The following is a 14,518-nucleotide window of genomic DNA, read 5'->3' on the forward strand; positions in this document are numbered from 1 at the left end:
TCACATTCCTTCTAAAGTTCTCTTTTAATGAAGGATATCAACACATAAGAATAGAATAATATTCAGTAAGGAAGCGATTTTTAATCAGGAAGATAGAAGATCTGATGTCAGGAATCTTATTATTAAACTGTATAGTCAGTAGGTAGTATAACATTTATACTAGTAAAGTTGTCCTTTTGATATGCGCTCTATAAAATACTGACTTTAGTAAAGAGAGGAAATCGTGAGAAGAACTTGAGGTCGCTAATGGTCATGATTGGCTGTGGCATGAATGTATAGACCGGTTACATAGCATCAAAAACACTCATTTTGAAAATGGCTAATATGTAAGAGTCATTGAGGTTATATATCGATCGGTTTGTCCTTATCTACAAAACATAGGCTACCCAGTGAAATATTCCTCGTTTTTGTTTTATGATAGGGAAAACTTTCTAGACATATGCTTAAAAGAATATAGTGAGAGTGTAAATTCATATTATAATGAAAAAAAAGCCTCCTGCGTTTGAAGGCTTGTCATCTCTCTAAGTTGGAGTATTAGTAAACAGATGGAAGTTCTTTAGAATAAACAGAAGGCAATTCAGCTGCATTCTCAGTAGGGGCTTTGTACACAGATGGAAGCTCTGCTACAACTTTAGAGTAAACAGAAGGTAATTCTGCCACTACATTTGGAGTCGAGTAAACAGAAGGTAGTTCAGCTACATCATTAGAGGGTGCTTTAACTGCTGCGAAAGCTCCAAGAAGTAAGACAGAAGCAGTAATAACTGTAAGAAAACGTTTTTTCATAGGTATTTCCTCCCTTTTTCAAAGTGAAAGTTTTTGGGTATGATTGATTAAAAGATTGTTAACTATATTAAAGCATATTTAACAAATGCATACATCCCGATTCTAGGGGCTTATTCACCAATTTTAGTGATGAAAGATAAGCCATACGGCTGATTATAATGAAAAATATAATTATAGGAATATTTTTTTCTTAGGGGAGATTGACATGGACTTTAGTATCGTAGGTCAAAAAATAAAAGAACTACGTAAGAATATAGGTCTTTCACAGGAAGAGCTGGCAGAAGGGATTTGTACCCAGGCTCAGATAAGTAAAATCGAAAAAGGAGATGTCTTTCCGTACGCATCGACGTTGTTTCTAATATCCAGGAAGCTTGGAGTAGACGTTAACTACTTTTTTGATATAGGAATGACTCCTCGACTTGATTATGTTCTAGAGGTTGGAAGACAGTTGCAAATTGCGAGAAGAAATATGGATTATAAAGAAATGAAAGAAGTGGTCACAGCTGAAGAAGAAAATCCTTTATTCTTTAATAATAACAGAAATTTGCAGCTTCTGAAGTGGCATAAAGGAATTTATCAATTTGAGCTCGATAAGGATCTTGAGAAAGCAGAAAAAACACTCCGTAAATCCATTACTCTCACCCACACAACAGATAAAATTTGGACAGAAAGGGAAATTGAAATCCTCCTGACCATTGGGGTTATGTATTTTGAAGAAGGAATTTTCGAAAGAGCATTGAACATCTATCAAGAAGTGAAGGCGCATATTGAAGCGCTGCCTCACCTGACAGATTATACAATCAAAACGAGACTTTACTATAATATTGCCAGGGTTTTGACCAGGCTTGAAGAAATAGATCAATCCACAAAGTACTGTAAAGACGCCATTGACTGGTGCATCCTGAAGGACAATATGTATCTTCTTGGAGAACTTCACTATCACATCGGTTACAACTATGAACTACAAGGGAAAGTGGCAGCAGCCGAGAAATACATGCAAAAAGCACTCATCGTCTTCGAACTTCAAGGAGATGACAAATTCATCCAATACATCCGTCGAAAAATAGAAAAATTAACGATATAGGGACGGACCTCCATTACATGAACGGGATGGGAGTGATAGACAATGAATAAAAGACAAAAATTGTGGTTGAAAATAAGTATATCTTTCCTATTATTAGGAACCATCATCATGTCTATCGTAGCTTATTTCCTTATCCAATCCATAAGAGAGGTCTTTTATCAACGTGCGTTTGAGAAGCAATATGACTATGTGTCATTAGAGGAAGAGGGATCGATTGATGCGGTCCAGGTCTTTCACGGGGTGAAAATAAATACCTATGTTGAAAGTGAGAGTAACGCGAGCATCGTTCTAGAAATAAATGACGAAGTGGAAGCGAAGATAAAAGGACTTAAGGTTGACCCTGAGGAAGAGGGCATGCAGCCTTTTTCGAATGTGATCCAATATAAATCAGTAACAGACATTCAATCAGGCAAAGAGCAGTTCATCGTCAGCCTGCAAACGACTCCCGCTAACAAAAGGGACGGCAACATTAAATACAGGGCCTACACGATCAATGAAAATGGCATCGTTAAGAAGAGTAATTTCACAGCAAGCACCAAATCAAAGCTTGAAACCCAATGGATAAGGGGGATCCCGGAGGTAACACAAGGATATTATACCAATGTACCCTATCAGGATGGTTCAGTGGGAGCTATTTTGTTCCTTACTCTTATCGGGCTGGCAAGTATTGCAGGTGGGGTCCTATTGAGAAGAGCGGTTATTATAAATGAAAGAAGCACAGCTGCTTAGGGAGCTGTGCTTCTTTCATTTTGGTCATTTTAAAAACACTAACACATAAAGTTTAATTCAAATCCAAATGATCCTTTAAATCACTCTGAACCTTTTGCTTTTCTTCTTCAGGGACAACGTAATAATAAATATTACTGATCATTTGCCCTTCGCCGGCAATCTGACTTTGAGAAATATCTTTCGTTGCGCTTTTATAATTCTTTTGGATATCGACCATTTCGTCCAGTGATAAGTTCGTTTTAACATTATTACCTATCGCACCGAAAATATCGCCGAAGTTCCATAAAGAAGAGACACTGGCACCCTCTTTGATAACGGCTTGAATCACTTGGCGTTGACGGGCTTGGCGCCCAAAGTCGCCGCGGGGGTCTTGTTTCCTCATCCTTGCGTAAGCAAGGGCTTCTTCACCAGTCAGTTGATTTTGTCCTTCATTAAAGGAATAGCCTCCGGATGAAAAGGCGAAATCATTTGAAACCGTTACACCGCCAACAGCATTTACGATATCCTTAAAGCCTTCCATATTGATCTTTGCATAGTAATCAATTGGAATATCCAGAAACTCTTCTACTGTATCCATCGCCATTTCAACGCCGCCAAAGGCATAAGCGTGGTTAATCTTGTCTTCATATCCTTTTCCGACTATATTTACGAGAGTATCACGCGGTATGCTTAGCATTTTCGTTGTTTTCTCGTGAGGATTTACCGTTACAACGATCATGGAGTCGGAACGTCCTTTGTCACCGTCTCGTTCATCGACACCTAACAGCAAAACGGAGAATGGATGTTTCTTATCGAATTTCACTTCTTCCGTCCGTTTCTCGGATTTAGGTCGATCAATATTTTCATTCATCGTTTCAGCTGTCTTATTTAATGAATGATATATGGAATAGGCGTAGCCTCCACCAGCTAATAGCAGTAGGAGGAAGAATATTCCAACCACTTTTGGCCACTTGCGTTTTTTTCGATGTTTATCCGCTCTCAAATTATTTCCCACCTATAAAGTAATAAATTTTACACATAAGAAAAATATACTAGAAATCAGCTGAAAAAGAAATACATTAGTAAATTTTTGTCTCTATATGACTAATAATTAGGAAAATACCAATTAATTGTCGATTAGACCCGAGAGTGTTGGATTAATTTGGTATACTTAATACATAAAAAGAGAGGAGTGGATATTTTGATAAAAAAAGTTGGATTACCCATTATAATATTCATCCTTGCTTTCAGTTTGATACAAATGGATCGTGTAAAAGCGAATTCAAATGTAGAACGAATAAGCGGAGATAGCAGGTATGATACTGCAGGTGTGATATCTATATGGGGATGGAACCAGTCGGATGATATTGTACTTGCAAGTGGAGAGACATTTCCCGACGCCCTCGCAGGCGGCCCCCTTGCTTATAAACTAAACGCTCCTATATTACTTACGTCTAAACATCGATTACCTTCAATAACAAAGGAGAGAATCGAGCAACTACAAGCAAAGCATGTGTATATATTGGGTGGGGTCGGGGCAATTGACCAATACGTTGAACAGCAGTTAAAGGATTTAGGCATGAAGATTACAAGAATCGGAGGCGACGATCGTTTCCAGACAGCTGCCAAAATAGCAAACTATTTACCGTCCAACAAAGCCATCGTGGCAAATGGAAGGAACTTTCCGGATGCCCTGGCAGTGGCACCTTATGCAGCAAAGCATGGAATTCCCATTGTGTTAACCGAGTCCGGAAATTTACCGACTGCTACAAAAACGATAACAGATAAAAAAGAAAAAACGATTTTAGTAGGAGGAGCAGGAGTCATTTCTTCGAGTGTTGCAGCAAAACTCCCTCCCAATACCCGGTATGGCGGTGCAAATCGCTATGACACCGCGAAGAAAATCATTGAAGGCCTTCCAATGAAAACGGATCGTGCCTACGTGGCAACCGGTGCAAACTTTGCTGATGCATTGTCGGGATCTGTTATGGCAGCAAAAGATAACGCACCAATCCTTTTAGTGAAAAAAGATCAAATTCCTTCTTCAATGAAAAGTCTAGTAAACTCTTACCCGGCATTTTCCATTTTAGGGGGGAGCAATGCCGTTGCTTCTGGGGTGGAGGAGGAATTGATAGGCAGTACTGAAGAATTCCAATTCCAAGGAGTTCATATCAATGCGACAGAAGCATTTCTGCGCTCTGCTCTCGGAAATCCCCAGCGAATAGATGAGAGCAGGTTCAGCTTTGATTGGTATGTTTATAATGAAGATCCCAAGACGTATATCCAATTTGGTGTATTTCAGGGATTGGTTGTGGCTCTCTATTCAAATTCGGATAGCTGGATTTCCCAGTCAGGGCTTAAGCTGGGTCTGGCGAAATCGGAAGTAGAAGCTCTTTTGAAACAAATAGGTGCGGAACATAATCAGGGAAACGATTATTATGATGATGAAATGCTCATACGTACTTATTTTGATAAAAATGATGGTAATACACTTTCCGGTATCTTACTCATGAGGGACGATTTTACGATAACCAATCCCGATGTGAACGAAACAGCATTAAGAGATAGTTTGGAGAAGCAGCTTCTTGATCAAGCAAACGCATTACGGGCACGACATCTTATCGCTCCTCTTCAAGCAGATTCGGAGGCCCGGGAAGTGGCAAGGGCCCATAGCAAAGACATGGCCGAAAGAAATTTCTTCAGTCACGATAACCCGGATGGCCTCTCGTCCTTTCAACGAATGGACCAGGCCGGCATCCCCTACTCATCAGCAGGAGAAAACATCGCGGCAGGTCAATTCAATGCCATCGCTGCACACGATGCCTGGGTTAACTCCTCCGGTCATCGTAAAAACATCCTGAGCCCGCTATTCAAAAATTTGGGTGTGGGAGTGCACTTTGGCGGAGAGTATGGGGTGTACTATACTCAGGATTTCTATACACCATAATAAAAGACCCCGATGACGATAATGTCCTCGGGGTCTACTATTCTATAATTCATAAAATTTCTTAAATCCATCAAATTTAGATTTCCAGTAGGAATTATCCAAACTGGTAATCTCAACGCCATTATCCCCTGCATGAATGAATTTATTATTCCCTACATAAATGCCTAAGTGAGAAATGCCTTTTTTATATGTATTTTCGAAGAATACAAGATCCCCCGGCTGAGGGTTATTCACGTAATAAGAGCGACTATAGTACCCTTCACTCGAAAGACGCTTTACACTGTCTGCACCAGCCTTTTTGAATACATAATAGATGAAGCCGCTGCAATCGAAACCGCCGGCCGATGAACCTCCCCAAACGTAAGGAGTTCCCATATGAGACGTTGCCTCACTTAATAATTTATCAACGCTAAAGGAAGCAGGAGTTCCAGGCTTATCCTGTTTTGGTGGATCTGCTGGTTTCTTCCCTGATTTGACTTGAAGGACCTGGCCAACTCGCAGGAAATCATTCTTAAGCCCGTTCCAGCTTTTTAACTGAGCCACTGAAACATCAAACTTCATACTGATATGGGATAAAGTATCTCCCGATTGTACAGTATAGGCCTGCTGGGTTGATCCAGAATCAGGTTTGGAAGGTGAAGGAGCTGTCGGAGCAGGAGCTTGGCCATTTCCATTCGCCAGCTTCAAGACTTGTCCAGGGTAGATCAAGTGTCCCTTAATTCCATTCCAGGATGATAATTCATTTACGGATACAGAGTAAGTAAGCGCGATTTTCCCAAGAGTATCACCTGACTTCACGGTGTAAGACCCTCGATTTTCCTGTGGTTGACTGGGAGTTGGTTTCGGTGCGGGAGAAGGATTAGAACTAGAACCCTTTGAAACCTTTAGTACCTGTCCAGGATATATCAAATGACCTTTGATCCCATTCCAGCTTGATAACTCCGAAACCGATACAGAATGGGTAAGAGCAATCTGTCCCAAAGTGTCCCCGGATTTTACGGTGTAGGTTTTGTTACTGGAGTTACTCTTCTTAGGGGGCGAAGCAGCGCTAGTCGAATCGCTTTGAGCGACCTTCAGAAGCTGGTTAGGGTAAATAAGCTCTGAGTTCAGCTTATTCCAGCTCTTTAGGTTCGATACCGTCGTGTCATACTCACGAGCGATTGTCCATAACGAATCACCTGATTCTACCTTATGGGTACTAGCAGCCGCATAACTAACAAAGGAAGATGAGAGAACAGCCGTAGCTGCTACAGTGGTAAGCGTCTTTTTCACAGATATTTCTCCTTTATTGTCATAGTTTGGTAGATAATATTGTCATTTTATCACATTAAAGAGAGAAATTGAGGAAAAAGTTTTCAAAAAACTAGTACTAAACGCCTTATTTTGTAATATGTAATGGTAATAATATGTAATTAAGGAATTAACCTTATAAAAAATGAGGTAATAATTTATCATATGTAACAAATAGTTTCATTTATGTTAATAATATTACAGGAATCGACTGGAAATAGAACTAAAATATGATATAATATGACAGGAATTTTTTTATTTTCGACTCGGATAATTAGATGAGACTGGTTGCTTAAAAGTTCAGCAATCAGTTGTTTTATATTGAGACGAAACTCACAAAAATGCAATTTTTCAAGGAAGAATGTAATAAGCAATTTTAGACGATGCCAAAAATGGGGCTATCCCCGTATTGACTTGGATCGAATGATGGAACAATTAGCTCTAACTCTGTTCAAGCTAGTGATAGAAAAAATATAAGAAAATTTTCACAAATAACATAGAAACAATTAATCATGAAAAGTATTGGTGGGGTTGGATGAAGAAGATTTTAATCATTTCACAGAATTTTTATCCGGAAATAGGCAGTGCCGGCAATAGGATGAAGAATATTTTCCTATTGTTAAAAAAACGCGGATATGATGTGGAAATACTGACGACAGAACCTACCTACCCTACCAAGAAAATTTATGAAAATGATGATTTCTGGGATGACCCATCGATCAATGAATATGAATCTTCTATTAAAAGGATCAAAATCGGGAATCGGAAATATTCGAGAAGCATCTTCAATCGCTTGTTATTTTACTTGGAAATGTACTTTAAATTTATCTTTGAAGTGCTAATCAATCGAACCAAATATGAAGTAGTATTTGTGACCTCTCCAGCGATATTCGTAGCGATGGTTGGTGTCATTGCCAAGTGGAGGTTTAAAGCTAAACTGATATTGGACGTACGTGACCTTTGGCCGGAATCATTAAAAGGAGTTGGTGTATTTAACAACCAGCTTATATTAGCCTTTTTTAATATGATAGAGTCTTGGATCTATAAATTCTCCGATGAAATCATTATTAATAGCCTTGGCTTTAAAGATCATATTGTGAATAAGCGTAAAATTGATTCTTCCAAACTATCATTTATGCCAAATGCAGCCAGGTTAAGTGAGATAAGATCGATTACAACCAATACGGACCGGTTTAAAGTCATTTACGCAGGCAACATCGGGTTGGCACAAGATGGAGACTTATTAATCGAATTAGCCAAAAAGTTATGGGAGAGAAACATAGACTTTACCATCATTGGTTATGGAATTAATAGAAAAGAAGTGTATGAAGAAATTAAAAGAAATAATTTATCAAACGTTCAATTCATATCACCGAAAACCAGGAAAGAATGCTTGGATATTATGGCACAACATCATGTGGGAATCGTTACGTTAAATGAAAAATCTGTATTTGAAACGGTGCTCCCTGGGAAAGTTATTGATTATATGACGTGTGGAGTTCCCATTGTTGCTGCAGTATCTGGTTATTCTAAACAGGTTATTGAAGAGGAACATGTTGGATTTGTAGTGGCTGATAGAGACGGTCAGAAGCTTGTTGACTTAATAGAATTTCTCCAGCGTAACAAAAAGGTACGGAATGTGATGTCTCAGAATGGAAATAAATACGTGAAGAAAAATTTCAATTGGGATGCTAACATAGACACATTGACAAAAATAATAGATAAATCTATCAATTCAGAAAAATACAATAAAAGAGATAAGGTTGAAAACATATGAAAAAGAGCGTATGTATGTTTGTTTGGAATCACTTTACGAACGACGCCCGTGTCATGAGAGAATGCACAGCACTGTCTGAAAATGATTATAAAGTAGATTTAATATGTATTGATGATCCAAAGGATGATAGCATAAGTCGGTTTGAAGAAATCAATCCAAATTTTCATGTATATCGAGTGAGAAGATATCCGCTATTATTAGAACTTTTACAAAAGGTTTACAGAATCAGCTTGAAGCACAAGATGATTGGATTACTATTATTATTAGCCTGGCTCTCTGTAACTGTTGTAGCACCACTAGTTGTTTTGCCAGTTAGCGCGATTTTGTTTTTATTTTGGCGAACCAAGTTAAGCGTTATTTGGGTTAGAGGAAGCATCATTTTAAGAATGATAGCAAGAGGATGGCAAAAGAAATACGATATTTACCACTCTAATGACCTTAATACCCTTCCTCAAGGATATATATGCGCAAAATGGCGTGTTAATAGAAAGAAGTTAGTGTACGATTCTCATGAAGTACAGACGAGTCGAACTGGTTACGATAGTGGCGCATATGCAAAGATGGAAGGCTTTCTTATTAATAAAATCGATACAATGATTGTGGAGAACCATACGAGAGCTAAATATAATGAGGAATTGTATGGGTTTTATCCAGGAGTGGTTTATAACTATCCTTTTAAACAGGAAGAAAGCTTAATAAATGAAGAGAAAGTTAATCTTCACGTACTTTTGGGGTTGCCTAAAGAAGAAAAAATACTCTTGTATCAAGGTGGAATCCAGACTGGACGAGGTTTGGAAAACTTGGTGAAGGCAGTTCCTTTATTCAAGGAAGGTACCCTTGTCTTTATTGGTGATGGTCGTATTAAGCCTACTTTATTAAAAATGGTTGAAGAGATGAACCTTCAAGATCGAGTGAAGTTTCTTCCTAAGGTTCCTTTGAGAGAACTACCTAAATATACAAGAAACGCATATCTTGGGTTTCAAGTATTGAATAATGTTTGTTTTAATCATTATTCTGCTTCGTCTAATAAGTTATTTGAATACTTGATGAGTGGAGTGCCAGTGGTTGCTTGTAGTTTTCCGGAGATTAAGAGAGTGGTTGAAGGTGAAAATGTTGGTGTTTGTGTAGATTCACATGATTATGAGGATATTGCTAGAGGTGTAAATGTACTTTTAGTTGATTCTAACCTAAAGCAGCGTCTTAGTGAAAATACTGTTAAAGCTCGTGAAAACTACAATTGGGATGTAGAGAAGAATAATTTTCTAAATATTTATACATCACTGGAAGGAGAATTTGCTTGAGAAATACAAAAGTGGATTACGAAGTGAAATACTATGAATTAGATAAAGAACTAATAGATTTTAAGCAAAGAACCTTCGCCTATTTAGATGCTTTAAATGATGCCCTTGATCAAAATAACCAAAAAGATGAGATTATTTCTCAAAATAAATATGAATTATTAATACTAAACAACAAAATCTCCAAACTTGAGACAGAGTTGTTGATGACTCAGAAAAAACTTTCGGCTTTGCAAAATTCTAAGTTAGGTAAGTTGACCAGAAAATACTGGAAGTTGCGGAAAAGTGTCAAAAAGGGAGTGTAGTAATGGTTAAAATGGTCGACTTAAAGACGGGTGTATTAAGTTTTCAAAAAGAAATTTTGAATGATTTAAATAAGTATATGGTGAAAAAAGAAAACTTTTTAGACCATTTAAATTGGCACAAGTCTAGTGAAAATATTGATGTTATAAATCAAATAGGAAAACTATTAATTTCCTCTCAAACCAAATCTAAATCCTATATTTCTTTCTTGGAAAAAAATAATAGTTTTTCTGTTTTGCCTAACGAAATTATCAGAGCATTACCTGAAGAAACAATAGAGCTAGAGCTTAAAGCTAAGGCATTTGGAACAATAACAGCTAATTTAATGCTTGTTGAATATAATAATGTAAATAAAATTAAAACACATATGGTTGAAGTAAATAAATTAACCAGATTAAAGTTTTCTAAGGAAACAAGAAAGATAAGGTTTGCAATTAGGATTTCTGGTGAGGGTTTTCTTTCTATTGAAGATATTTTAATGGAGCGTTTATTTGAAAAAAATACATTTACATCGCAATCTAAAAAAGTAATCAGTAATAATAAAACTCCTAAAGGTCTAAAAGACGTTAAAATAGCATGTATTTTTGATGAGTTTAGTATGACTTGCTTTCAAGAACAAGTTGAGTTGATCACCTTTACTCCGGATAACTGGGAAGAAGTTTTAGGTAAAAACCCACCAGATGCATTAATTGTAGAATCGGCATGGAAAGGTAACTTTGGCGCATGGGAATATATGATTGCAAAATATAATAATCAAGACCAGAGTGCTCTGCACTCATTAATTAAATGGTGTAATGATAATGATATTCCTACATCCTTTTGGAATAAAGAGGATCCGATACATTTTGAGAAATTCATCCATACTGCGAAGTTGTTTGATCATATTTTCACAACTGATTCTAATATGATTGCTGAATATAAAAAAGCATCAAAAAGAGACACAGTTTATGCTCTGCCGTTTTCCGCTGAACCAAAGCTTCATAATCCAATTAAGTTAGACGAAGAAAGAATAAATAAAATTAGTTTCGCAGGCTCTTATTACGCAAATCGCCATGAAGATAGAAAAAAAGATATGGATGATATGCTAGATATCGCTGCTGAATTTGGATTGCATATATATGATCGTAATTTTTCAAGGAGCAAAGGTAAGAGAACGGATTTCAGCTTCCCTGAGAGGTTTGAGGATAATATTATTGGAAGCCTTAGATATGATGAAATTGGGAAAGCATACAAAGGTTATAAAGTAATGTTAAATGTTAATAGTGTCAAGTATTCACCAACAATGTTTTCTAGAAGAGTTTTTGAAGGTCTTGCCAGCGGAACACCTATATTAAGTAGTTATTCAGAAGGTGTTAGGAGAATTTTCAAGGACATAGTTATGATTTCAGAAAATGAGAGCGAATTAAGAGAGAATCTGCAAGCTATTTTCAATAACGATACTTTATATAGAAGTAAATCATTAGAAGGTATTAGAGAAGTTTATTTAAACCACACGTATAAACATAGATTAATTTACATGCTTGAGAAATTGGGATTATCTGTGATAAATAAAGAAAAAGAGGTAACTGTAGTCTCAATCATAGAATCTAAGGAAGAATTAAAAAAAGTCTTATCTTATTATCAGAATCAAACATGGGATAAGAAGAAGCTAGTTCTATTTCTGGATTTATTTGAAGGGTATACAGATATATTAAATGAGTTCAATACTAAAGATATTAACTCTTATGTATTGAGCTATATGGACCACTACGACAGAATCAATCAACTAGTGGAGACAGAATACATCTCATATTTTGATTCAAACAATTTTTATGGCGAAAACTTTTTATTAGACTTAATGATCGCTTCTGAATACAGCCAATCCGAAATAATTGGTAAATCCCATTATTATAATATTAAAAACAATAGATTAAATGAAGTAAACAAAAAAAATGAGTATATTTATGTTAATGATTTGAATATTGATGCTGCCATTCTACAAATCGATATATTTAAAGGTGAAAACATTACCAACATTCTAGAAAATTTCAGGAAAAACAATTCTTTAAATTCTTATTTTAGAAAAGGTTACAGACTATTCAGTTCTGACAAATTCAATTTTATTCAGAATTTCACTTCAAAGAAAAAAGATGTCTCGCTAACTAATATAGAAATATAGGTGGTAAATTTTGAGGAAATTAAGAGTATTATTATACGGTGACGTAGATTTAAATATTATGGATGGTTCTGCAGTTTGGTTAACTTCTCTAGCGAATGTATTAAACAAGGATGAAAATATAAATATAGATGTACTTTTAAAAGCACCAAATGTAAAAAAAAGGATATCAGATAGCATTCAAAATTTAAATCGTGTAAATGTTATTGATACATTTACACGATTTAAGGATAGACCCTTTGATAATAGGAATAGAATGAATGTTAATGAGGCTCTAAAACTTATTGAAGAATTAGATTCTTCCAACGGTTATGATTGCATTATCATTAGGGGAATTAATATAGTAACTCAAATGCATAATAGTAACTTAAAGAATAAAACTATACCCTATGTCACTGATTTTACACATGATAAGAGTAAAATTGAAAATAGTGAAATTGAGTTATTAAAAAGCTTTTACAATGATTTTCCATATATGTTTGTTCAAACAGAACAAATGAAAAATACGTTGTCAGAAATGATATCAGTAGCTGGAGATAAATTTAAGCTTATTTCACCTATGATTCCTGATTATGTAACTATACCTAAATTTAGAAACCAAAATAATTCATTGATATATGCGGGGAAATTTGCTGAAGAATGGAATACAGAAGAGATTTTAGATTCTTTTAAAGGAATCCAAGAACTAGACCCGACCATTACCCTGAATATTGCAGGAGATAAATTCCAAGGGAACTTGATACAAAATAAGGATAATATCATAGAACGGTTTAAAACTCAAAGTGGAGTTAATTGGGTTGGTGGTGTTTCGAGAGACATAGTTCAGGAATTACTAACTGAATCTGATGTGGGTGTTGCATGGAGAAGTATAGAAATTGATAACGACAATAGTGTCGAATTATCTACTAAGCTTTTGGAGTACGGACGAGCTGGTAAACCAATTTTACTAAGAAGAACAAAAATTCATGAAGAGGTTTTAGGAGCAAACTATCCACTTTTTGTTAATACTGAAGAAGAATTTATGGAGAAGGCTATAAAAGTATTATATGACCGTAATTTATATAGAACGGCTGCTAAAATAGTCTTTCAAGCTTGTAAAAGGTACACCTTCTCTGAGATCTATCAAACCATAAAACCTTTACTGTGGAGTTTTCACAAAGGAAAAACCAATATTTTATTTGCAGGACATGATCTGAAGTTTCTAAGACACACAATAGAGTTTTTCGAAAGATCAGAAAGTTTTAATGTGAAAATAGACCAGTGGAAAGGTCATAATACTCATGATGTCGATACATCTAAACAATTAAGGGATTGGGCCGATATAGTATTTTGTGAATGGGGATTAGGAAATGCAGTTTGGTATTCCAAAAATAAAAAAGAAGGCCAGAAGCTGATTGTCAGAATGCATTTACAAGAAAGAGAAACTGAACACCCCAATAACTTTAATATGGAAAAAATAGATCGTATTATTGCTATTTCTCCATATATTTATGAAGAATTCAGTAGAGTGTGTAAGATACCAAGGGAAAAAATGACAATGATTTATAACATGATTGATACGCAAAAATTAGATTTACCGAAAGGAAATCTAAATGAAGTCAAATATAATCTTGGTATATGTGGGGTTCTGCCATCTCGTAAAAGATTAGATAAAGCTATAACTATTTTTGAAAAGCTATGGGAAAAGGATAAGAGGTACAAACTTTTTATTAAAAGTAGGTTACCGAAAGACTTACCTTGGCTTAAAAATAGAACAGATGAAATGGAATTCTATGATGAGGTATTTGAGAAGATTGAGAATTCGCCTTGGGCAAAAAATGTTATCTTTGATCAGCATGGAAGCGATATGCAAGATTGGTTTAGAAAAATAGGTTATGTATTGTCAACCAGTGACTTTGAAAGTTTCCATCTTGCTCCAATGGAAGGGATGTCTTCAGGTAGTTTACCCGTTGTTCTACACTGGCCAGGTGCAGAAACTATTTATTCAGAAGAGTTCTTATTTAAAGGTGAAGAGCAGGCCGTAAAATTTATTCTCGAAAATAAGAAGTTCATTGGAGATAAGAGTATCAAGGAGTACCCTAAGAAAAATTTTGATATAAAAGTTATTAACGAGAAAATTCATAATCTAATAGTAGAAACACTTTAAGAATATATATTATTAGGGAGAGTAGTA

The 14,518-nt window shown here is 35.9% G+C and carries 11 protein-coding genes; 8 read left to right on the forward strand and 3 right to left on the reverse strand.

The window, feature by feature from the left end; all coding sequences use genetic code 11:
* Positions 1–534: 534 nt before the first annotated feature.
* A complete protein-coding gene (locus FZC88_RS21515; protein WP_148996382.1) occupies positions 535–783 on the reverse strand; it encodes a hypothetical protein in 249 nt (82 codons plus the stop codon).
* 205 nt (positions 784–988) lie between these two features.
* Here FZC88_RS21515 and FZC88_RS21520 point away from each other — a divergent pair, with 205 nt between their 5' ends.
* Positions 989–1,867 (forward strand): helix-turn-helix domain-containing protein, encoded by an 879-nt coding sequence (locus FZC88_RS21520; protein ID WP_148996383.1) that lies wholly within the window; start codon positions 989–991, stop codon positions 1,865–1,867.
* Positions 1,868–1,909: 42 nt separating this feature from the next.
* Positions 1,910–2,596, forward strand: coding sequence for a hypothetical protein (locus tag FZC88_RS21525; protein ID WP_148996384.1), 687 nt, complete (start codon positions 1,910–1,912; stop codon positions 2,594–2,596).
* A gap of 52 nt (positions 2,597–2,648) precedes the next feature.
* Here FZC88_RS21525 and tagU read toward each other — a convergent pair whose 3' ends face one another.
* Entirely contained in the window at positions 2,649–3,578 is a 930-nt protein-coding gene (gene tagU / locus FZC88_RS21530; protein WP_148996385.1) for a polyisoprenyl-teichoic acid--peptidoglycan teichoic acid transferase TagU, read from the reverse strand.
* Positions 3,579–3,776: 198 nt separating this feature from the next.
* On the opposite strand from tagU, the gene FZC88_RS21535 reads away from it, so the two are divergent.
* Positions 3,777–5,522, forward strand: a complete 1,746-nt coding sequence (locus FZC88_RS21535) for a cell wall-binding repeat-containing protein (protein ID WP_148996386.1) — start codon at positions 3,777–3,779, stop codon at positions 5,520–5,522.
* Between the two features lie 42 nt (positions 5,523–5,564).
* Here FZC88_RS21535 and FZC88_RS21540 read toward each other — a convergent pair whose 3' ends face one another.
* The gene (locus FZC88_RS21540) at positions 5,565–6,794 is read right to left on the reverse strand and encodes a C40 family peptidase (protein WP_148996387.1); all 1,230 of its coding nucleotides are present in this window, start codon (positions 6,792–6,794) and stop codon (positions 5,565–5,567) included.
* 553 nt (positions 6,795–7,347) lie between these two features.
* On the opposite strand from FZC88_RS21540, the gene FZC88_RS21545 reads away from it, so the two are divergent.
* From FZC88_RS21545 to FZC88_RS24265, 5 genes are read left to right on the forward strand one after another with little or no spacing between them, the layout of a single operon-like run.
* A complete protein-coding gene (locus tag FZC88_RS21545) occupies positions 7,348–8,589 on the forward strand; it encodes a glycosyltransferase family 4 protein (protein WP_148996388.1) in 1,242 nt (413 codons plus the stop codon).
* Positions 8,586–9,890, forward strand: a complete 1,305-nt coding sequence (locus FZC88_RS21550) for a glycosyltransferase (RefSeq protein ID WP_148996389.1) — start codon at positions 8,586–8,588, stop codon at positions 9,888–9,890. Before FZC88_RS21545 ends, FZC88_RS21550 begins: the two co-directional genes overlap by 4 nt.
* Entirely contained in the window at positions 9,887–10,192 is a 306-nt protein-coding gene (locus FZC88_RS21555; RefSeq protein WP_148996390.1) for a hypothetical protein, read from the forward strand. The genes FZC88_RS21550 and FZC88_RS21555 overlap by 4 nt, the downstream gene beginning before the upstream one ends.
* Before the next feature lie 2 nt (positions 10,193–10,194).
* The gene (locus tag FZC88_RS21560; protein ID WP_148996391.1) at positions 10,195–12,348 is read left to right on the forward strand and encodes a CgeB family protein; all 2,154 of its coding nucleotides are present in this window, start codon (positions 10,195–10,197) and stop codon (positions 12,346–12,348) included.
* A 10-nt stretch (positions 12,349–12,358) separates the two neighbouring features.
* Positions 12,359–14,491: a glycosyltransferase gene (locus FZC88_RS24265; protein WP_148996392.1), complete on the forward strand. Its 2,133-nt coding sequence runs from the start codon at positions 12,359–12,361 to the stop codon at positions 14,489–14,491.
* The last annotated feature ends 27 nt before the right edge of the window (positions 14,492–14,518 follow it).

This window comes from Rossellomorea aquimaris (assembly GCF_008180865.1).
Lineage (GTDB): Bacteria > Bacillota > Bacilli > Bacillales > Bacillaceae_B > Rossellomorea > Rossellomorea yichunensis.

Coding starts and splice junctions, on each gene's coding strand:
- FZC88_RS21545 (WP_148996388.1), top strand. CDS start 7,348: ATGAAGAAGATTTTAATCATTTCACAGAATTTTTATCCGGAAATAGGC.
- FZC88_RS21560 (WP_148996391.1), top strand. CDS start 10,195: ATGGTTAAAATGGTCGACTTAAAGACGGGTGTATTAAGTTTTCAAAAA.
- FZC88_RS21550 (WP_148996389.1), top strand. CDS start 8,586: ATGAAAAAGAGCGTATGTATGTTTGTTTGGAATCACTTTACGAACGAC.
- FZC88_RS21520 (WP_148996383.1), top strand. CDS start 989: ATGGACTTTAGTATCGTAGGTCAAAAAATAAAAGAACTACGTAAGAAT.
- FZC88_RS21525 (WP_148996384.1), top strand. CDS start 1,910: ATGAATAAAAGACAAAAATTGTGGTTGAAAATAAGTATATCTTTCCTA.
- FZC88_RS21515 (WP_148996382.1), bottom strand. CDS start 783: ATGAAAAAACGTTTTCTTACAGTTATTACTGCTTCTGTCTTACTTCTT.